At 58.4% G+C, this 21,352-nt stretch carries 14 protein-coding genes and 3 pseudogenes; 8 read left to right on the top strand and 9 right to left on the bottom strand.

The window, feature by feature from the left end:
• Positions 1–20: 20 nt before the first annotated feature.
• From ALO43_RS22015 to ALO43_RS22025, 3 genes and pseudogenes are all read right to left on the bottom strand, one after another.
• Positions 21–221 carry a DUF1656 domain-containing protein gene (locus tag ALO43_RS22015; RefSeq protein WP_053931912.1) on the bottom strand — a complete coding sequence of 67 codons (201 nt, stop codon included), beginning with the start codon at positions 219–221 and terminating at the stop codon, positions 21–23.
• A pseudogene (locus tag ALO43_RS22020) lies at positions 211–2,398 on the bottom strand (FUSC family protein). Before ALO43_RS22020 ends, ALO43_RS22015 begins: the two are co-directional and overlap by 11 nt.
• The gene (locus ALO43_RS22025; RefSeq protein ID WP_054998050.1) at positions 2,395–3,861 is read right to left on the bottom strand and encodes an efflux transporter outer membrane subunit; all 1,467 of its coding nucleotides are present in this window, start codon (positions 3,859–3,861) and stop codon (positions 2,395–2,397) included. The pseudogene ALO43_RS22020 and the gene ALO43_RS22025 overlap by 4 nt, the downstream one beginning before the upstream one ends.
• Before the next feature lie 199 nt (positions 3,862–4,060).
• Here ALO43_RS22025 and ALO43_RS22030 point away from each other — a divergent pair, with 199 nt between their 5' ends.
• Positions 4,061–5,008: a LysR family transcriptional regulator gene (locus ALO43_RS22030; protein ID WP_005891316.1), complete on the top strand. Its 948-nt coding sequence runs from the start codon at positions 4,061–4,063 to the stop codon at positions 5,006–5,008.
• 87 nt (positions 5,009–5,095) lie between these two features.
• On the top strand, positions 5,096–6,070 hold the full coding sequence (locus tag ALO43_RS22035; RefSeq protein ID WP_005891315.1) for a 2-hydroxyacid dehydrogenase: 975 nt from the start codon (positions 5,096–5,098) through the stop codon (positions 6,068–6,070).
• Positions 6,071–6,120: 50 nt separating this feature from the next.
• On the opposite strand, the gene ALO43_RS31630 is transcribed toward ALO43_RS22035, so the two are convergent.
• Entirely contained in the window at positions 6,121–9,375 is a 3,255-nt protein-coding gene (locus ALO43_RS31630; protein ID WP_053480736.1) for a TagA domain-containing protein, read from the bottom strand.
• Positions 9,376–9,542: 167 nt separating this feature from the next.
• Complete coding sequence (locus ALO43_RS22045) at positions 9,543–10,457, bottom strand: DMT family transporter (protein WP_005891313.1); 915 nt, start codon at positions 10,455–10,457, stop codon at positions 9,543–9,545.
• A 136-nt stretch (positions 10,458–10,593) separates the two neighbouring features.
• Between ALO43_RS22045 and ALO43_RS22050 the strand changes: the two genes are divergently transcribed.
• The 4 genes from ALO43_RS22050 to fecA all read left to right on the top strand — a co-directional run bounded on the left by ALO43_RS22050 (position 10,594) and on the right by fecA (position 15,624).
• Positions 10,594–11,490: an AraC family transcriptional regulator gene (locus tag ALO43_RS22050; protein ID WP_024690113.1), complete on the top strand. Its 897-nt coding sequence runs from the start codon at positions 10,594–10,596 to the stop codon at positions 11,488–11,490.
• 88 nt (positions 11,491–11,578) lie between these two features.
• Entirely contained in the window at positions 11,579–12,082 is a 504-nt protein-coding gene (locus ALO43_RS22055) for a sigma-70 family RNA polymerase sigma factor (RefSeq protein WP_005891311.1), read from the top strand.
• Positions 12,079–13,056 carry a FecR domain-containing protein gene (locus ALO43_RS22060; protein WP_054998051.1) on the top strand — a complete coding sequence of 326 codons (978 nt, stop codon included), beginning with the start codon at positions 12,079–12,081 and terminating at the stop codon, positions 13,054–13,056. Before ALO43_RS22055 ends, ALO43_RS22060 begins: the two co-directional genes overlap by 4 nt.
• 219 nt (positions 13,057–13,275) lie before the next feature.
• Complete coding sequence (gene fecA / locus ALO43_RS22065) at positions 13,276–15,624, top strand: TonB-dependent Fe(3+) dicitrate receptor FecA (RefSeq protein WP_054998052.1); 2,349 nt, start codon at positions 13,276–13,278, stop codon at positions 15,622–15,624.
• Positions 15,625–15,832: 208 nt separating this feature from the next.
• Here the strand turns inward: fecA and ALO43_RS22070 are convergent.
• A pseudogene (locus ALO43_RS22070) lies at positions 15,833–18,335 on the bottom strand (TonB-dependent siderophore receptor).
• A gap of 245 nt (positions 18,336–18,580) precedes the next feature.
• Here ALO43_RS22070 and ALO43_RS22075 point away from each other — a divergent pair.
• Positions 18,581–19,009 carry an HPF/RaiA family ribosome-associated protein gene (locus ALO43_RS22075; RefSeq protein WP_005891304.1) on the top strand — a complete coding sequence of 143 codons (429 nt, stop codon included), beginning with the start codon at positions 18,581–18,583 and terminating at the stop codon, positions 19,007–19,009.
• An 84-nt stretch (positions 19,010–19,093) separates the two neighbouring features.
• Here the strand turns inward: ALO43_RS22075 and ALO43_RS22080 are convergent, their stop codons facing one another.
• A complete protein-coding gene (locus ALO43_RS22080; RefSeq protein WP_053931908.1) occupies positions 19,094–20,056 on the bottom strand; it encodes a FecR family protein in 963 nt (320 codons plus the stop codon).
• The gene (locus tag ALO43_RS22085) at positions 20,053–20,595 is read right to left on the bottom strand and encodes a sigma-70 family RNA polymerase sigma factor (RefSeq protein WP_005891300.1); all 543 of its coding nucleotides are present in this window, start codon (positions 20,593–20,595) and stop codon (positions 20,053–20,055) included. The genes ALO43_RS22080 and ALO43_RS22085 overlap by 4 nt, the downstream gene beginning before the upstream one ends.
• 164 nt (positions 20,596–20,759) lie before the next feature.
• Here ALO43_RS22085 and ALO43_RS22090 point away from each other — a divergent pair, with 164 nt between their 5' ends.
• Positions 20,760–21,092, top strand: coding sequence for a DUF3509 domain-containing protein (locus ALO43_RS22090; RefSeq protein WP_005891299.1), 333 nt, complete (start codon positions 20,760–20,762; stop codon positions 21,090–21,092).
• 19 nt (positions 21,093–21,111) lie between these two features.
• On the opposite strand, the pseudogene ALO43_RS31635 reads toward ALO43_RS22090, so the two are convergent.
• Positions 21,112–21,231 (bottom strand): annotated as a pseudogene (locus ALO43_RS31635) (sel1 repeat family protein); the annotation flags it as partial.
• Positions 21,232–21,352 lie beyond the last annotated feature (121 nt).

A 21,352-nucleotide genomic window follows, 5' to 3' on the forward strand; every position in this document is an offset into this window, starting at 1 on the left:
GGGAGTTCTCGACCCAGGCATCAACGATAAAGGGGCAGCGCCAAAGCGCCGAAAATGCAGACGAACAGGCTCAGCCGCAGCAAAGCCGGGTGCCAGAAATACCGATACAGATCGAAGCCGGCCAACAGCCGGTCCAGCGTCCAGCCCAGGACCATCGCGAGCAGAAACATCAGTGTCAGGGTCGGCATGTATACCCCGTGGAACGCTATTTCACGTGGCATGGGCCTGTCCTGAAGCCGCTTGGGTGCACGCCGTAGACGGCCAGCGGTGACTGTGTGTCCAGCAGCGAGGTGCGAATGAAGTGCAGGTAGCTCTTCACTCGACGCAACACAGATGTATCGAAGTGCGAGGCAAATGGCTCATCCGCTTCCTGCACGCGTTTGATCGCCTGATCGACAGCCAGCAGGCCGCGCTGCAGATTGACGGCATCGGGCTTAATGAACAGCCGGATCAAGGCCCGCCCCATCACCCGTAATGCGACACGCCAAGGCTGATATTCAGCGTAAGCAGGATGAACAGGCAGCGTGGCCTGCTCACGACGCAGTTCGATGATCGCGTGACCGATTTCCAGCACCACGAACATCCAGCGCAGCAATTCGCGTTGCACCAGCGGCCTGCTGACGGCCAGACCATAGGCTTGGTGCATCAGGTCGCGAGTCTGGCTTTCAAAGCTTGAACCGAGGCGATTCAGCGGTGCGCTGATGGCGAACACCACTTGATTGCGCAGCGCCTGCTCCAGTCGCCGCCACATCCAGTGGCTATCGGGCGGCAGAATGATCGCCCCCGCCGCTGCACAGATCAGCATGCCGATGACCATCGCGAGGTAATCGTTGATGAAGGTATAGGGGTTGTAGCGGGTCAGGTTATCCGGCACCGAGCCGAGGCTGAAAAAGATCAGCAGTCCCAACCCATAACCCGCCCACTGCGGGCGCGAACCGAGGAACGCGCCGAACATGAATACCGGTGCCAGCAGCATGCACAACAGCGCAAAGCCATCGATAAGCGGGAACAGAAAGAAGGTTTCGACAAACCCCAGCAACGCACCGAGCAGCGTGCCGCAGGCCATCTGAAACGACATGCGCTTCGGGTTATTGGTGGTCGATGACAGCGCAACCGTCGCCGCCGAAGCCAGGGTCATGCTTGCGCCGCTGGGCCAGGCGGTCAGCACCCACCAGGCACTCATCAGCCCGACCACGCTGGTTGCGCGCGCACCCGCGGCCAGTGCAGTCAACCAATGGGTACGCGGCACGAACGACTCTTTCCATTGCTCGCGAACATGCGTGTGCTCGGCCAGCGATGCATGGGTGCGCGCGTAATCAAGCAATTCGCTGATCAGCCGGTACAGCAGCTCGAATGCCGTATGGAAATCGAGCCGCTCGGCATCACTCGGTGCCGCTTGCTCAAGCTCGGCACGCAAGCGTCTGACGAGGTCGGGCCATTGCGCTTTGCAATACTCCAGCTGACTGACCAGTACGCAGGCATCATCAGGGATCAGGGCGAGGCCAGCGAACCTGTCCAGCAGGCCGGCCAAGTGTTCAAGACCAGGATCGATATGCGTCAACACGGCCCCGGACTGCCCGTTGCGAAGCCGTTCAAGCAGTTGATGCAGCGCGTTGAAGCGCGTGGTGACAGCCATGAATTCGCTGTTCAGCCGATTAAGCCGCCCATTGCGCCGCCGCATGTGCGGGTCTTCGAATACCGTGACGCTGCGCATGCCCTCCAAACCGATAGCCTCCGCAACGAAGCGTACGTTGCCGGTTTCAAACGCAGCGCGTGATGTATCGCCGCGCAAGCCTTCTGTCACGAAACGCGCAAATACCCCGAAGCGCAGATACAGCGCGTTACGCATGGCGGCACTGGCGCTTTGCGGCAATATGGCAGCACTCACCGCCGTGGCGCAGAGAATCCCCAGTGTAATTTCCAGTACGCGCCAGACGGCGGCCATGAATGCCCCTTCAGGGTGCGCCAGCGCAGGCAGGCCGACCATGGCGGCGGTATACCCGGCGAGCACAAAACCGTAAGCACGAAAGTTACGATAACGCGCAGCGCCCGCAGAGCAGGTGCCGACCCACAATGCCAGACAGCCGAGAAACGGCACCGGGTCCTGGGCAAACAGGGCCATCAACAGCACCATCATGGCCGACCCGGCCAATGTGCCCAGCAGTCTATAGAAACTCTTGGCGAACACCTGCCCGCTCTGCGACTGCATGACGATGAACACCGTAATTATCGCAGTGTGCGGTTGCGGCAACTCCAGCCGCAGTGCCAGCCAGTAGGTCAGAAATGCAGCGATCAACACCTTGAAGATGTATATCCATGTCACCCCGTCACTGCGCGCCCAGCTATTGAATTCTCGGCGCCAGGGCAAAACGTGAAGGCGTTGCAGGGTGGCGATCATTGCAGCGCAGTCCCGCGATCATCGCCTGCCGACAACCCGCCTCCCAGCGCCACCACCAGACCGGCATACGCATTCAATCGCGCCGCCTCGACCTGCTGCTGGATTTCCTGTTGATGGAAGAGTCGCGTGCGTGCGTTGAGCACGTTCAGGTAATCGGTCAAACCGCGTTGCCAGGCAATAAGCGCAATGTCATAGGTCTTCTGCGCCGAGGCCACCGAGCGGGCCGCGAACACCTGCTGTTTGCCCATCGATGCGCGCCGAATCAACTGATCGGAAATGCTCTGCAGCGCTGTCACCAGCGTCTGGTTGTAACGCGCCACCGCCAGGTCGTACCCGGCCGACGCCTCGCCCAGCTCCGCTCGCAAACGTCCACCATCGAAGATAGGCAGGCTGATCGCCGGGCCAACCTTGTAACCCAGCTTGCTGCCAGTCAGAAACTCCAGCATGCCGCCGCCCGTGGCCATAAAGCTCAGGCTGCCAACCAGATCGATGTCGGGATAAAAGCTTGCGCGGGCCACATCAATACCCCGCGTTTGCGCCTCGACCTGCCAGCGCGCAGCTACCACGTCAGGGCGCTGCCCAAGCAGCTCGGCCGGCAACGCGGAAGGCAGGCTCAATGCGCTGTGCAACGATAGCGCGGGCCGTTGCAGACCGGCGCCCAGCCCAGGCCCCTTGCCAGCCAGCGCTGCCAGTTGATTGCGGTTTAGCGCGATGGCCTCTTGCAGCGCATCGATCTGCCGGTGGGCTTCAGGCAACGACGTTTCGGCCTGACTGACATCGAAATGCGTACCAAGCCCGCCCTTCAGACGACGTTGCGCCAGCTCGAGTATCTGTTGCTGCTGGTCCAGCGCGGCCTTGGCGATGTCCAGGCGCGCGTAATTCAGCGCCAGTTGAATATAGGCGCGAACGATATTTTCCTGTAATTCGAGTTGTGCCTGGCGCAACTCGGCAGCACTCACATGCGCCATGTCGAGCGCCCGCTCACTGGCGTTTTGCTCACGCCCCCATATATCCAGTGAGTAACTCAGGCCCAGCGACGCATTGTTGTCCCAGGTGCGAGTATCGGCCAGCGCGCCTGGACCATAAAACTGATCGTTCGGCCAGTCGTGACGTTGCAGGCTGGCATTGCTCTGGATGTGCAGCGATTCGTCCGACTCGGCAATGCCCGCCATCGCCTTCGCCTGCCTGACTCGTGCCGCAGCCATTGCCAGACTCGGGCTGCCGAGCGTTGCAAGTTCGACCCAGCGATCAAGTTGTGCGTCCCCATAAGCACGCCACCATTGCGCTGTGGGCCAACGTGCGTCGACTGCAGCGTGCTGGATAGCCTGGTCAGTCGCCAAAGTGGCGGCGGGCAGCAGCCTTTCGTGCGGTTTGATTCCGTGAGTCCCGATACAACCGCTGACAATCAGCGTCAAAGCCAGACTACCGAGGGGCTTGAGCCCTCTGATGATGCGCGACGGCACAGCTGCGAGTTCCCGACAGGAGGTGATACACCTTGAATGGCGGCGATTCTAGGCGGCGCTCTGCACGGCGATAAGCAGGGAGTTATGTGAATCTTTGTTACAGAAACGGTGATAATGCTTTGGTCTGGCTGACATGTGCTCGTTACTTCATGTCACAATTTGCCATCACTTCAAAGAAGTACCCACTAGAGAAGTACTCATGGACACCCTGCAAAACATGCGTGCCTTCAGTTGCGTGGCCCAGGCGGGCAGCTTCACCGCCGCCGCCGCAGTGCTGGACACCACGACGGCCAACGTCTCGCGCGCAGTCTCCAACCTTGAAGCGCATCTGCAGACCCGACTGCTCAACCGCACCACCCGCCGCATCGCCCTCACTGAAGCAGGCAAACGCTATTTACTGCGCTGCGAGCAGATTCTCGCGTCGGTCGAAGAAGCAGAAGCCGAAGCCAGCGATGCCCATGCACGCCCCGCCGGACAGCTCAAGATGCATTCGATGCCAGGTGTCGGCCAGCATTACGTGATCGACGCCATCGCCCGCTATCGACGCAATCACCCGGACGTCGCGTTCGACCTGACCATGACTCATCGGGTGCCGGACTTGCTCGAAGAGGGTTTTGACGTGTCGATCGTGCTGGCCAGCGAACTGGCAGACTCGGGTTTCGTGTCGCAACGCCTAGGCATCACTTACAGCATCGTCTGCGCATCCCCCGAATACGTCAGGACCTTCGGCATGGCGCACAAACCCGCCGACCTGCTGAATCACGCGTGCCTGCGCCTGGTGAGCCCGGTGTTTCCGCTGGAAAAGTGGCTGTTCGACGGCCCGGATGGCCAGGAAATGGTCACCATCAACAGCTCGCCATTGCTGGTCAATTCGGCGGACGCAATGAAAACCGCGATTTCCAGTGGCATGGGCATCGGTATTTTGCCGATCTATTCGGCCATCGACGGGCTGCGCAACGGCACGCTGGTGCGCGTGCTGTCTGACTACCGCTCGCAGGAGCTGAACCTGTACGCCATCTACCCGTCGCGCCAGTATCTCGATGCGAAGATCAGAACCTGGGTCGAATACCTGCGAGGCTCGCTGCCTGAAATCCTCGCAGCCGATGAGGCCGACCTGCATGTGCAAGCCCTGAAAGCATCGTCCTGACATCGTACAACTGCAAAAAGCGGCTGCCAAAGAGCGGGCAGGAATGTTAGCGTGCTACTCATTCAACCGCTCAAGAGTGACAGTCCAATGAAAAAAACCGTACTCGCCTTCAGCCGTGTTTCACCGGAAATGGCCGAGCGCCTTGCGCAAGATTTCAATGTGATCGTGCCCGACTCCAAAAAGGGCGACATAAACGCTCAGTTTGAAGAAGCCCTGCCCGAGTCGCACGGTCTGATCGGCGCAGGCCGAAAACTGGGCCCTGACCAGCTCAAGCACGCAGCAAAACTGGAAGTGGTTTCCAGCATTTCAGTGGGCTACGACAACTACGATGTCGGCTACCTCAGCGAGCGCGGCATTCTGCTGACCAACACTCCGGACGTACTGACCGAAACCACCGCAGACCTTGGCTTTTCGCTGATAATGAGCAGCGCTCGCCGTGTCGCCGAGCTGGACGCCTACACCAAGGCCGGTCAATGGACGCGCAGCATCGAAGCGCCACACTTCGGTACAGACGTGTATGGCAAGACACTGGGCATTGTCGGCATGGGCAATATCGGCGCGGCCATTGCGCGAAGAGGTCGTTTGGGCTTCAACATGCCGATCCTGTACAGCGGCAACAGCCGCAAAACCGAGCTGGAGCAGGAACTGGGCGCACAGTTTCGCAGGCTGGACCAATTGTTGGCCGAAGCGGACTTCGTCTGCCTGGTCGTACCATTGAGCGAAAAGACCAAACATCTGATCGGCCGTCGCGAGTTGAGCCTGATGAAGCCCGGCGCTATCCTGATCAACATCGCCCGCGGCCCGATTGTCGACGAGCCGGCACTGATCGAAGCCTTGCAGAACGGCACCATTCGCGGCGCTGGTCTGGACGTTTACGAAAAAGAACCGCTGAGCGCATCGCCACTCTTCCAGCTCAAGAACGCTGTCACCCTGCCCCACGTCGGCTCGGCCACCACCGAAACCCGTCAGGCCATGGCCGACCGCGCCTACCACAACCTGCGCAGCGCACTGCTGGGAGAGCGCCCGCAGGATCTGGTCAACCCGCAGGTCTGGAAAGGTTGATTCAGGAAGCCTTTGGCCATCCTTATGGCCACAGGCTGCCTGACATTCAATTACCTGGAAGCAGGGTCAGCAGGTGTTTGCTCCTCGGCAGTTGTCCCGGATAACGCCACTGACCCGAATAAAAATTTCTGCGTTGAATCATTGTTTAAGGGTGCTTGCGTCACGGTTGAGTTAGTGGGCGATGCCGTTATGAAAGTGCCCGTAGTAATATTTTGCACTTGAGACCATGGCAGACCCGGAAAGTCCGCTCGCCGAGTCCATTGATGAGTATCAAGACTGACCTGACATTCCCTCATTTTCAAACCCTCCACCAAGCAACGACTGCCATCAGGGGTGACGAGATTGAAGTGCGGCCCGCGTGCGTCATAATCCTTGAGTCCGCCAGTTCGCCATTGCTGGTTAATGTTATTGACGCAAGGCTGTGTAATGACCCCCTCCCCAAGACGCGTCAGACATTTTTGGCCGATTGAATTAATCTTTATTAAAGGCGAAATATCATCGGGCCCGAGACGGTCAAAGTTTTGCTCCGCACCGTACGTAACGCCTTGCATCACTACTCTACCGCTCTGCTCTGCGGTGATGAACTTACCGTCCTCCCCTCCTTGAAGTACTACCGCCCCAGACGGTGCTATATCCGGGCGCACCCTCCATTGAAATTGCAGCGTATTGATATCGCACGCAGACAGGGTCAACGTTTTGCCCAGACACGCTGCTGACGTGGGGCCGGTCAATATAAACGCTTCCCCTGAACCGTTGAAAAAGCTGGACATGGCCCACTGCTGTCTGGCGTCACCCACATTGCAGGTCTCCTGAGTCAAACCGGTCGCTGCACGTGACAGGCACAGCTTGTTAAGTCTGGAGCGCAGATACTGAGGTGTAATGACAGGGTAGCCTGCCTCAGCGCCCACCAGGATGGCAGGCGGCAATTCGGGCTGAGTGTCGAGCATTCTCTTGTTGAGACTAAGGTTGTTTCTCCGCAGCTCGGCAGAAACCGGCTTGCGCGCGGAAGACACATTGATGGCAACCGAAACAACATCCCCAGCATCCACGTTTCCTGAGTAAAGCGACCAAGTGTCGGTAAGACCGTTGGCATACTGAACGCGTAACGTATAGTTGTCCGGCGCAGTATTGCTTGGCGTCGTGTAGAACTCCTGCTCTTTGCCACTATAACTTGTCATGTACGCCGTGCTTCCATCACCCGCCGTTATAAACTTGCCGTTCTGCTCATTCTGCAGTCTGAGTATCGTTTTGCTGTGGGTAATATCCTCGCGAAATGTCCAGAGATGAGCCCGGTTCTGCCTACAACTGACCATCATCAAATTACCGTCAAGGCATTTGTCAGTTACGTCATTGACAAGGTTAACCAATTGCTCATTAGCGGTTTTAACGGCAGTCCAGCGCTGCTGATACGACGTTACCGAACACCGTTCAAAACCAGGTATATTGTTAGTCAACAACGAGAGACACAGGCCTGTCGGCGCAGATTGGATTCTTTCACTCGTAAAGGTCTTTGAAAGAGCTATGTCACGAACCATTGAAACACTTCCATCCTTCAGGCTTGCCTGGGAGGGCTGAGTTTCCGCATTCACAATGGCATTTGCCTTGGGTACGTCACTCACGGATAAAGGCTGGGCTGTAGGCGAAAACACGTTGCCATAGTTGGAGATGATAGGCGGGTATATCTGGCTCAGCGTCTGACTGTCATGCTGCGCGTCGGCCAGTGTCATCACCAAGGTCTGTACAGGGACGCCTTTCAGCAGAGGGACCTGCCGCGGTTGCATCATTTTCAACTGCGTTCCAATGTCATGAGCCGACTCATCAATGCCCGGATCGATCAACTGCTCTGGAGCCACCTGCGTTTTCAGGCCTTGAGCCTGCGCAGCGTTCGGAGGCTGCCGATGATCATCCCATAGCCCGGCATACTTCAGGTTCGCCGGAAAACTGCCAAAACGCTGCTGCACACGCAACATCTGTTGATGCGTGTAAGGCGCAATGTAGTGAAGCCAGTCAGCAGTCGCAGGAGGATTTTTACTGCGCAACGCTTCAAACTCATCTACTTGTGGGGCCGATGCTGTAGCGGATGGCCAGTCAGGCAGTTCCAGCGCACCCATGACATGACCGAAGTAGTGGTAGCCAAGGTAGTCTACTCCGAGTCCATATTTCTTCGGATCAACATGATAATTAGGCAATAACTTCCGATCGTAGGAACGATAGGCCCACTTTTCATAACGCGGCGGTGTGTCATGGGGTAGCCCAAGGCCGTGGCCGGTTTCGTGCCAGAAGCCCTCGGGCCTCGAAGGGTAATTGCAGCTGTTTCCTCCACAACTTGCCCCGACGCCAGGCGGTAAAACAGGGATGTCATCTGGCACATCCAGTAATTGTCCCGAGATCGCTACAAACTTGCCGGGCTGCTTGTATCCAAGGTCGGAGGCTGCTCTCCAGTAAATACCCATGCCGACTTCAGCAGGCAATGTCTTGCCGCCAAGCTCGGCCCACTCTCGGTAGTCGGTGTCTGACGTTGAATAACGATGAGGCCTGCTATCCTTACCCCGGGCAATGATATAGGGCCAGTAACTCTGACCCATACCCAAAACCAACTGCCTGATCGGTAGCTCGGAGAACATTTCCCGGGCCGCGATTTTCGCCAGTTGCGGATTTTTTTCGATATCGTATTGATCGAGTGTGGTCTTGCAGGTGCTCTCACTCTTGAAAATACAGCCTTTGATGTTCATCAACACCAGGCCATCGCTTTCGCTGTTCAGAAATATCATTTTGCTCTTGGCCAACGTCGCCACTTCATTCGGAAAGTCGACGTTATAAAAGCTCAGGCTTGTGTCAGCAGAAAACTGGTCGTACGGAATCGTCGCGGTGAATGTCCATCTTTTGAACTTCGGATACATCCCCACGATGGGCTTTCCCGAAAAAGTGTTGCTTTGGTCGTACACAGCGCTCTCAGGCATCCATTGATACGGAGCCATGGGAATTACGGTTCTCCTGCCCCGATGGCTCAATACCATGTTCACCGCCGTGTACCACACCTGCGGAGGCGGTGTAAGTACTACCAGCGCCTCGCGATCAGGGACCAGAAGTGGATCAAACACTTCGCGCTGTGCGCTGACCACGTGCGTTTGCGCGAAATCTATCTGCCCGCTCACCGGGCCATGAAGATCGTTGCGCCACTCTGCCAAGGCCGGAGTCACCTCGGTAGCAGTCTCGGCAATAACCTCTGCCTGCAATGACGAATAGACCAAAGAACAACTGATTAAAAATGCCAGCGAACCTACACGCAAGAATACCCTGTCCATTAACGAGTCCTTTCAGGAGTGAGCGCACATTGAAAGCTGCCCTCAGTCCTGTTGCCATTCCATGGCCACGAGCCGGTGATGACGGCAGATACCCGCTCATAATCGGACGAGCATTGCCGTCGCTCAACTAGCAGAAGTACTAGGCATCACGCCCACATCTCCGTCTTTCAGGACACGCCTCCGGCAGCCAGCTTCATGGCAACGACAGGTTTGACACGCGGTTTTCTGAACACCAGCACATTCCCCGCCATTACCAGCACAAGCCCCAGCAGGGCCGCCAGCGTCCATTGATAACCTTCGACCCACATCGAAATATTCAACGCCACTATCGGGAACAGCACGGTGCAGTAAGCAGCGCGTTCCGGGCCCATACGCCCGACCAGGGTCAGGTAGGCGGTGAAGGCAATCACCGAGCCGGGTATCACCAGAAACAGCAATGAGCCTACGTAGCGCGTGTTCCACTCAAACGTGAACGGTGTGCCGCTGAGCAGGCAGTAAACGGCCAGAATGCTTGCCCCGTAGAACATTCCCCAGGCATTGGTGGTCAGCGGGCGCAGCCCTGCTTTCTGTTGCAGGCTCGACAGCATATTGCCTGCCGAGAAGCACAGCGTGCCCAGCAGGGCCAGGCCCAGACCTACAAGGGTCTCGCGGCTGGCGCTGTGCCCGGACAGCTCGGGCCAGAACAGACACGCCAGCCCCAGCAAGCCCATCGCGCCACCAGCCAGCACATTGCCAGCGATTTTCTGGCGAAAGAATACTCGCGCATTCAGTGCATTCCACAAGGTTGAGGTCGAGAACACCACAGCGATCAGGCCGCTGGGTATCCATTGGCTGGCGGTGTAGAAGCACATGAAGTTGACACAGAACAGGCACACGCCTTGCGCCAGACAGATCAACTGACCACGACGATTGACCGGTTGCAGACGTTTGCTCAGCAACAAAAACGCGAACAGCACCAGCGCCGCCAGTGCGAAGCGATACACGATTGAGACCGGAATGGCGACATCACCGAGCTGAAGTTTCAGGGCAATCCAGGTCGTGCCCCAGATCAGCACTGTCAGCAGATAAAGCGAAATGTTCATGATGCAGGCTCCTCAATGAGCCATCAGTCTGCTGCGTCGGGCATGCAACCCGTTTGCATAATCTTGCGCTTTTGATTCAACAGGTAATGGCAGCGGCATGGGCTGCGGGTAGGATACGAAGCCTAGAGGAATCACTATGTCAGCCATCGACTCCATTCAGGTCTTTCAGGCCTTGAGCAGCTCCCCCCATGCCCGTCTGGAGCAGAGCGCGCCGCTGGGCGACGGGTTGATGGCTGCGCAGTGGAACAATCGGCATGACTCGCAGGAATATCACGCACCGACTCACCATACATTGTCGTGTTACGTCGCAGACGGCACCGGCACTTTCCGCCGCGACCAGCCTGATCAGAAAGGCTCACCGGGAAAACTCTGTGTATTGCCTGCAGGCCATGAGTCGGCCTGGGTGGTGAATGGAGAGATCCGCCTGGCGCATTTGTATTTCAGCCCGGAACACTTCGCCCTTGGCTGCGTGACGTTGCTGGATCGCGAGCCCCGTGAGATGCAACTGCGCGAGCACACGTTTCTCGACGATGAAGTACAGGCTGATCGCTTCCAGCAACTGATCCGCCTGAACTGGACAGAACCCGCTGAGCGCTTGCTGACCAGCAGCCTGGCGCACGAGATGGTCAGCCATGCGCTGCTCAGTCAGGCGGGCATGCGGGAGGGGCTGCGCCTGAAAGGCGGGCTGGCTCCGCACCTGCGCCGTCATATGGTGGACTTCATCGAAATGCACCTGGCCGACCCGCTAAGCCTTGGTCAACTGGCGGGCATGTGTGCGCTCTCGGAATACCACTTCGCTCGCATGTTTCGTGAAAGCTTCGGCCTGCCGCCGCATCAATACCTGCTGGCACGGCGCATCGAACAGGCTCGCCAGTTGCTGCGACACACCGTCAGCCCCCTTGGCGAAATAGCACTGGCCTGTGGTTTCGCAAGCGCCAGCCATTTCAGCAACCGCTTTCGTCAAACCGTGGGGGCAACGCCCGGCGAATACCGGCAGGTGCTGGGCGCTGTCCATCACGGCCTGGAAAAATGAAGCGCAATATGAATGATAAATATTCTCATACGCAAAAGAGTCTGCCAGAATCGTCGCCATTATCGAATCGCGTGGATTGTTCTCCGAGATGCACACCGCCCATTCTGCCCTCAATCACTCTGTCGCAAGCCTGTATCAGGCACATAACACCTGGCTGACGACCTGGTTGCGGCGCAGGCTCGGCTGCCCTCACAACGCTGCGGACCTTGCCCAGGACACCTTCATCAAGGTGCTCGGCGCACGAGACAGCGCGCAGATCATAGAGCCTCGTGCATTCCTGACCACAATCGCCAAACGCGTATTGAGCAATCACTACCGCCGCCAGGATCTGGAGCGCGCCTACTATCAGGCGCTGTGCGAGCTGCCGCAAAGCGTGGCGCCTTCAGAAGAAGAACGAGCAATCATCCTCGAAACCCTGGTGGAGCTGGACCAGTTGCTGGATGGCCTGCCGACAGTGGTCAAGCGCGCGTTTCTGATGTCGCAGGTCGATGGCCTGAGCCACGGCCAGATCGCCGCCGAGCTGGATATTTCCATCGCCACGGTCAAACGTCACCTGAACAAGGCCGCGCTGCGCTGCTACTTCGCCCTATGAGCCTGAGCAACGACTCCCTGAACAAATCCGACATTTCGCCTGCCGTCGCGCAGCAGGCAGTCGGCTGGCTGCTGGAAATGCAGGAGGGTGCGCTGGATGCCCGACGCCAGCACGCCTGGCAGTCGTGGCTCAACGGCCACGCTGAACATCAGCGGGCCTGGGCGCACATGCAACGGGTCAATCAGCGCCTGAGCGGTCTGTCCTCGCCGCTGGCCCATGCGGCGCTCGGCGCACCGAAATCCGCGGGCCGCCGGCATGCATTGAAGCTCCTGTTGCTGCTCGGCGCGGGTTCGGTGGCAGGCTGGAGTCTGCGCGAGCAGATTGCCCTGCAACCGATGCTGGCCGACTACAGCAGTGCTGTTGGCGAACAACGCAAAGTGGCGTTGGGCGATGGCAGTCAGGTGCAATTGAATACAGCGAGCGCGGTCGATGTGCGGTTCGATGAACAGCAGCGTCTGATCAAACTCTTGCAGGGCGAAATCCTCATGACCGCGTCGGCAGACGCGCGTCCGCTGAAGCTGCTGAGCGCCGAGGGCACAATCAGGGCTTCGACAGCCAATAGCCGTTTCAATCTGCGTCAACTGGACGGCCAGACGCAGTTGGCGGTGTTTGCCGGAACGCTTGAAATCGCCCCGGCCAACAGAAGCGACCCGAGCCTGATACTGCGGGCCAGTCAACAGGTGACGTTCAGCCGAGATGCCTGGACCAGCGTGCAGACGGTGGATGCGAGCAACGGTGCGTGGGCCGACGGCATGCTGGTGGCGTCGCGCATGAAGCTGTCCAACTTCCTCGCAGAGCTGAGTCGTTATCGGCGCGGCCGTCTGAACTGCGACGCGAAGGTGGCCGACCTGTTGATCTCCGGCAGCTATCCGCTGGCCGACAGCGAGCGCATCCTCGACATGCTCCAGCTCGCCCTCCCCGTGCGCGTGCAGCGTTTCACCCGGTACTGGGTGAACGTGCAGGCGCGGGCTTGATAGTAATTGCTGGTTCCCACGCCCTAAGCGCAGAAGCGCCTCGCTCCAGTTTACAGCCCGACTTCGTCAGATTCCTTCGCGATAAAAAAGCGCTTTTACGTGCGCGAGAAGCGAAAGTTGGACCTTGAAAAATAATTTCAAAAACCGTGAGCCGTTTTCTGTTGCTCGCGTGACAGACAGGGAAAGCATCTCTCAACCTTCCGGTCAAAGGACTCTTGCATGTCAGCCCGCCCTACCCAATTTTCACCGCTGGTGCGCACGTTGCGCCATGTCATTTTTGGCGCCAGCCTGTCGGTCGGCAGCTTATCCATGGCATACGCTGCGGAAGTGGCGCCCAAGGTGTATCACATTGCGCCGAGCGAGCTTGAAGCTGCGCTGAGCCAGTTCGGCCGAGAGTCGGGCGTGCTGATTTCCTATGGTTCGCAGGTCACCAGCGGTTTGAAAAGTCGTGGGCTGGAAGGTCAATACACGCCAGAACAAGGTCTCAATGCCTTGCTTGAAGGGACCGGTCTGCAGGCGGTGGGTGATGGCAACAACGGTTTCACGCTGCAATCGGCCAGTGCAGCTGGCGCACCGATTGAGCTGGGCGTTTCCACAGTGGTCGGTGACTGGCTGGGCGAGGCGCAGCAGACCAATGTTTTCGAACACCCCGGGGCGCGTGACGTGATCCGCCGTGAGGAGTTCGAGCGTGTCGGGGCGACGTCGGCGCGCGAGGTGCTCAATCGCATTCCCGGCGTCAATGCACCGGACAATAACGGCACCGGCAGCCATGACATGGCGCTGAACTTCGGCATCCGCGGCCTCAACCCGCGCCTGGCGTCACGCTCCACGGTATTGATGGACGGTATCCCGGTGCCGTTCGCGCCCTATGGTCAGCCACAGCTGTCGTTCGCGCCGATCAGCATGGGCAACATGGACGCAGTGGACGTGGTGCGTGGCGGTGGCGCAGTGCGCTATGGCCCGCAGAACGTGGGCGGCATCGTCAACTTCGTGACCCGCGCCATCCCCGACGCACCCACGCTCAAAGGCGGCATACAGACCGAAACCAGCCCGTCGTCCAGCCATGACGGCTTCAAGACCACCGGTAACTTGCTGGCAGGCGGCACGGCAGACAATGGCCTGGGCGGCGCGATTCTGTATTCCGGTGTACGTGGCGGTGACTGGCGCGAGCACAGCGATACCCAGATCGACGACTTGATCCTCAAAGGCAAGTACCAGATCGACGAGGCCAATAGCCTCAATGCAATGGCTCAGTATTACGACGGCGAAGCGCAGATGCCCGGCGGGCTGAACGTGGCTGACTACGATGCAGACCCGTACCAGTCGACGCGTCTCAAAGACAAATTCTGGGGCCGTCGCACGATGTTCAATTTCGGCTATCGCTACGAACAGGATGCACGCGTGTTCACCGCCAACACGTTTTTCACCAAGACCTTGCGCAGCGGCTACCTTGACCAAGGCAGCTTTGTGTCCCTGTCGCCCCGTGAATACTGGGTGCGCGGTCTGGAAACACGCTTTTCGCAAGGCTTCGCATTGGGTGAAACCTGGCATGAAGTGGGCGTCGGCTATCGCTACATCAACGAAGCCGGTCATGAACTGCGCTATCGCGAACCTGTGACGGGCGACCTGCCGACCACCGCCAGCCGCAACGACCGCGATACTCGGGGCGCCACCGAAGCGCATGCATTCTATATCGATGACCGGATCGACATCGGCAAGTGGACCATCACGCCGGGCGTGCGCTACGAGATGATCGACACTGCGCAGAACAACAACCTGACCAACGCCCGATACCAAGGCGACTACAGCACCGCGCTGCCTGCATTGAACGTGCTGTATCACCTGACCGACACCTGGAACCTGTACGCCAACACCGAGGGCTCGTTCGGCAGCGTGCAGTACAGCCAGATGCCCAATCGCGTTACCGGGGATGAGGTCAAACCGGAAAAAGCACGCACCTGGGAGCTGGGCACACGCTACGACAACGGCAACCTGCGGGCTGAAATCGGCGCGTTCCTGATCAACTTCGACAACCAGTACGACAGCAACCAGACCAACGACACGGTGATTGCACGCGGCGAGACACGTCATCAAGGGATCGAAACCAGCGTCAACTACGCACTGGAAGGCCTGAGCCCGATACTGGCGGGCTACGATGTCTACGCAACTTATGCGTTCGTTGACGCGACTATTCGCGAAGACGGGCCGAACAAGGGCAATCGTGTGCCGTTCTCGTCAAAGCATAAAGGCACGATGGGCGTCAGCTATACCGAAGGGCCGTGGAAGCTGAACTTCGACAGTTCATTCCAGAGCGACCAGTTTGCCGACAACGCCAACACGGCAGCGGAAAGCACCGATGGCAGCACCGGGAAGATCCCTGGCTACATGCTGTTCAGTACCCGCGCCAACTACGATTTCGGTCCGCAGCTGTCGGACCTCAACGTCGCAGTCGGGATGAAAAACATCTTCAACCGCCAGTATTACACCCGCTCGTTTGACGACAACAACCGCGGCAAATACGTCGGCGAACCACGCACCGTGTATGTGCAGACCTCGGTCGCATTCTAGTTTTCAGAAAAACACAGGGCTCAAGAGCAGTACCATGCGGCCTGGAGAAACACTTACGGTCTGGAGAAACAATCGTGCCCATGCTCCGCGTGGGCATGCATTTCCGGACGCTCTGCGTCCGATCCTCAGCAAGTGGCGCCGCGCAGACGCGGGGCGTCACGAAATGCAGTACCACGCTGAAGCGTGAGTAACGAGAAGCAAACTCCTGTTACCAGCGATAGGTAGCACTCGCCTGCACGGTGCGTTGCGAGCCGTACCAGCACCATGAGTACGTGTAGCAGGACGCGACGTATTCCTTGTTGGTCAGGTTGGTGACGTTCAGCGCCAGTCGCAGGTTGTCCATCGTGTTGCTGATGTTTGGAATGTCGTAATGCACGACAGCGTCGAACAAGGTGTAACCCGGCACTTTCAAGGTGTTGGCTTCATCGCCCCAGCTTGCGCCCACATAACGCGCCCCGCCGCCCACGCCAGCACCTTTCAGTTGCCCGTCATGAAACGTGTAATCAGCCCATGCCGATGCCGTGTGGCGGGGGATCGCAGGCGCGGTGGTGCCCTTGACCGCCACTTCACGTCCCGGCGCGTCATCGATGATGCCTGACGTCACGTTGACCGCGTTATTGGACTTGGTCACCCGGTTGTCCAAGTAGGCATAAGCAGCGGTGATGTCCAGGTTGTCGTTCAGACTGGCCTTGCCTTCCAGTTCGAAACCACGAGACTGCACCTCGCCGGTCTGCACCTGGCACACCGAGCCATTGCACATGTTGCCTTCCGGGTCCTGGGTCAGCACGTTGGATCGGCGCAGGTCGAAAATCGCGGCAGTGATAAAACTGTTGCTGCCAGGCGGCTGGTATTTGACGCCCAGTTCGTATTGCGTGCCTTCGGTCGGATCGAACAATGAGCCATCCAGCCCTGTACCGCTCTGCGGCTCGAAGGATTCCGAATAACTGACGTAAGGCGCTAACCCGTTATCGAACAGGTAAACCAGGCCCATGCGCCCGGTGAATGCTTCGCTGTCGGCAGAAGACCGGGTTTTTACGCGCGACGTCAGGTTGCTGGAACTGTTGCTGCTCTCTGCCCAGTCGTAGCGACCGCCCATCAACAGCACCCACTTGTCCCACTTCAACTGCTCCTGCAGATACAAGCCTTTCTGCTGATCACGCTGCGTGCCGGACTCGGTATAGGCAGGCACCTCGACGGGCGAACCATAGACCGGATCGAAGATATCCAGCGTCGGCCCTGTGCCGTAGCCGGCCTTGGTGTCGGTGCTGGTGTTCTGGTAATCCGCACCCAGCAACAGCGTGTGCTGCAGCGGGCCGGTGTCAAAACTGGCCTGCATCTGATTATCGAGCGTGTACGAATCCAGGTTCACGTCAGTGGCGATGGTGGCCCGCCGGGAGGTGCGATAGTCGGTCTCCAGAGTGCCCCAGCCGTTATAGATACTTCGATAAAGCCCTTCGCTGCGCATATAGCGGGCGTTCTGGCGGAAGGTCCAGACGTTGTTCAGATGATGTTCGAACATGTAACCCACTGCGTGATATTCACGGTCACTCTTTTCGAAGTCTTTCTCGCCATCATAGAAATCGAAGTCGATGTGCCGCCCGGTCGGACTGTTCACGACTGAGCCGTAAGCAGGCATGGAGCCATAAGAAGCGCCCTTGGGGTCGCTCTGATAATTGGCCAGCAAGGTCAGCGAAGTGGCGTCATCAGGCCGCCAGGTGAATGCCGAGGCGATAGACTGACGACGCGTCTCGGTGTGTTCGATCTGGCCGTCGGCATCATCGTACAGACCGGACAGACGATAAGAGTAAACGCCCTGATCATCGACAGGGCCGCCAAAATCGAAGGTGGTGCGTTTCTTGTTGAAGGTGCCGTAGGTCAGGCCGATCTCATGAAATGGCGTGTCGGTAGGCAACTTACTGACCATGTTCACCACCCCGCTGGGGCTGGCCTGACCGTACAGCACAGATGCAGGACCGCGCAGCACTTCCACCCGTTCCAGATCGAACGCGTCCTTTTGCGGCGCGGCGTCGCGATTGCCTGGCATGCGCAGGCCGTCCAGATACAACTCGGGCGAGAAGCCACGGATGCTCAGCATGTCCAGACGCGACGCCGTAGAGCCACGTGTCTCAGGCACCACAGCGGCGCTGTAACGCAACATCTGACTGAGATTCTCCGCCCCTTGAGCTTTCATCTGATCCTTGGTCACGACCGAAATCGATTGCGGGGTTTCGATCAGCGCTGTGTCGGTCTTGGTCGCCGACAGCCCGCGTGTAGCCACATAACCGGTCACGGGCCCGGTGGGCGGTCTCGAATTGAGACGCGCCGCTGATGTTGGTGGCCTGCAACTCCATCGAACCCTCGATAGCCTCCGGCGCCGCCTCGATGCGATAGCGATTGGCCGACAATGCCCTCGCGCGCAAGCCACTGCCGCCGAGCAACCGGGCAATCGCTTCGTCGGTGCTGTACGTACCCTGCAGCCCGGTGCTGCGCTTACCCCGCGTAAGCGCCGGGTCGAATGCCAGCGCAAGGCCCGCCTGCTCCGAAAAGCTATTGAGCACCTGGCCCAGATCCCCGGCCGGTATCGAAAAGCTGCGCGCCGCAGTGACGTCCTGATTCGGTACTGAGGATTCGGCTGCGTGCAACGGCATCGCCGCACAGGCCATCAGAACGGCAAGTGCCAAGGGGTGCAGCGAACTGGCGGGACGGGGCATGACAGATCCTTGGTATCGATTGGGTTTCCTTAGCCATGACGCACACGGTCGCAAAACGGACAGGGAATGAGAGGGATTTACATTCAAATGATCGTCAGAAATTTTACGTCGAAATATTTCTTACACATTGGGGTTGAATTGTCTGTCCATTGGCGCCAACACTGTGAATGAGCGCAAACGAAATCGATTCCGCACGGGATCGCACTGTCCAGCCTCACACGAGCAAGCCCTAATAAGGATTAACTATGCAAATCCAGGTCAATAGCGATAATCACATCGAAAGCAGTATCCGACTGGAGGAGTGGGTTCGTACCACCGTTGAAAGCACGCTCGCACATTACGATGAAAACCTGACTCGCGTGGAAGTCCATATCCGCGATGAAAACGGCGACAAGCCCGGCCCGCACGACATCAAGTGCCAGATGGAAGCCCGGCCCAAAGGTCACCAGCCCATTTCTGTTTCCCACAAGGCCGATACGGTAGATCAGGCCGTGGACGGTGCTGCCGTGAAGCTTGATCACGCTCTGGAGCACCTGTTTGGCAAGCTGCGCGGCAAGCGCAGTGCCGCGCCTGCTCTGGCCGAGCAGGACGACGATCCGGTCAGCCCGGATGCATTGCTTGAAGAAGAATTTCTGGAAAAAGAGCAGGAGAAAGAAGCTGCTCGTCTGAGCTGAGGTATGGCTGACACGTTTTGCAAATAAAAGGGCGAACCTGCGAGGGTTCGCCCTTTTTCATTGTCGGCGCCGTTGACCCGCGGCTTATCGATTCGTCGGTTTGACGATTACCAGCAGGTCGGTGAAGCGCTCGACCGTGATCGGCAGATTATCGGCCAGAGTAGCCAACGCAGCGTCGGTGTCATCAAGGCGGAATACGCCTGATACGCGCAGGCCTTCCAGCGCCTGTGCATCAAAACGCAACATACCGTGGCGGTAAACCGCCAGGGCTCGCAACACCTCACTCAAAGGACGGTCATCCACCTTGAGCAAGCCACGTGTCCAGGCCGCAGGATCCTGGTTGTCCAGGGGATGCGGCACCTGCACTCGCCCATCCTTGAGCAAAGCCTGCTGACCGGTGGCCACATTCACCACGTCTGCCGTGTTGGCTTGAGCGGCAATAGCCGATTCCAGCACGCTGACAGTGGTGCCCTCCTCTCCCCGCTGCACCAGAAAGCGTGTGCCCAGTGCGGTGATCGTGCCTTGATCGGTGCGCACCACAAACGGTCGCTGCACATCTTTGGCCATCTCAACCCACAGTTCGCCTTGCAGCAACTCGACCACGCGTTGCCGTCCATCGAATTTTACATTCAGTGCCGAACCGCTGTTGAGCTGCACCTGGCTGCCATCGGCGAGAGCGAATTGTCGTCTTTCGCCAACCTCAGTGTGTTGATCGGCCATCCATACCGGCAGTTGTTCAGCGCCCATCCAGCCACACACCAGAACACCGATCAATGCCACTGCCCGGACAATGCGGGAGGTCGGTTTCGGTCCCGCAGACACGAAAGTCTGACGCAGTGCAGCACGCTTCGGAGGGTCGGACAACTCATCGAAACTGCCCCACAGCGACTGCATCCGCGACAGCGCCAGCTCGTGTGCGGGGTCAGCCTGGCGCCATTGTTCGAAGGCCGTTCTGTCAGCCGCGCTTACCGGTTCGTCATGCATCAAAGCCAACCAGGAAGCGGCCTCGGTGATCATCAGCTCGGAGGGTTCACGAATGTCGCTCATGCAAAATGGCCCGAACCGTGCAGTGTCTTGTAGCAGTGCACCATGACGCTTGCCATGTACTGCTTCACCATGCTGGAGGACACACCCAAGTGAGTGGCGATTTCGCTGTACGTCAGTCCATCAAGGCGATGGAGCAAAAAGGCCTGCCGCGGTTTCTCGGGCAAGCCTTCGAGCATCCGGGCGACCCGCTCCAGTATCTGCAGTGCGACGTGGATCGCTTCAGGGCTAGGAATGCTGGCTTCGTCGGCATGCAACGCCAGTGCGTCCAGGTAAGCACGTTCGACCTTGCGTCGCCGGGTCCCGTCAATCAGCAGCCGCGTGGCGGTCGTCGCCAGAAAAGCGCGCGGCTCCTTGAAATTGAGCGGTTCGGTCAGAGCAAGAATTCGCACAAAAGCATCATGCGCGAGGTCAGCGGCCCGGTGCGAGCAGCCCAGCTTTTTCCGCAGCCAGCCGTGCAACCACGCATGGTGATCGCTATAGAGCTCGGTCATTTGCTGGCGACGACGCAAATCGTCATCAACGGCGGAAAAGTCACGCATACGTCAACGCTTCTCAAACACGAAAAATTATCATTAACGCGAAAGATGACATCAAAACCCATCAGCAGCAAGCGCAGGAGTAACGCAACCGCTGATCTGTCATCGAGAACCAAAAGGACGAATACCCGGTCAACTTACGCAGAACCATTGAGCAGGTGAATGATATGGACAATCCTTTTCAGATGATCACGGACACTTTTCACCCCGATTATCGGGTGAATCTGAGCATTCAAGGGCTGGACGGCAGCATCATGCTGACTCTTTCCAACGAGTGTGGAGTTGTTGCCAAGCGCCTGATCAGCGCCGCACAGCGAAACGACCCACAACGCCTGCGCAAGCTTATCGAAAGCGTGCAGTTCGGCATCGCCATCGAGCGCGGCGAGAGTGCGATCAAGTTCCTCGCGGCGATGACCGATAACGCGACACTGCAGAAAACAACAATGCCTGCGAATGGTCCGTGGTCACGAAATCAGGCAACGGTGACCGCCGGGGCTTGATGCGCACTCACCCTGACCATCAGTCTTTCTTGCTGTAAACAGGTGAGCCTGGCATTGGCTTGCCTGTTTTGGGGTCGAGCATCATGGCCTTGGCCAGTTGCTCGATCAACGCTTCGGAGTGCTTGGGTGGCTGGATGCTCCGCATCGCTTAGCTTGAAATGTCCAAGCATATTGCCGTTTTGCAAGTTGATGTAACCCGCCCCTGAAGCAGCAAACCATCTCGGAAGTGAACATAATCAAGGCCTTGCGCCACCACGTGC

The sequence above is a fragment of the Pseudomonas tremae genome (assembly GCF_001401155.1).
In the GTDB taxonomy this organism is placed as follows: Bacteria; Pseudomonadota; Gammaproteobacteria; order Pseudomonadales; family Pseudomonadaceae; genus Aquipseudomonas; species Aquipseudomonas tremae.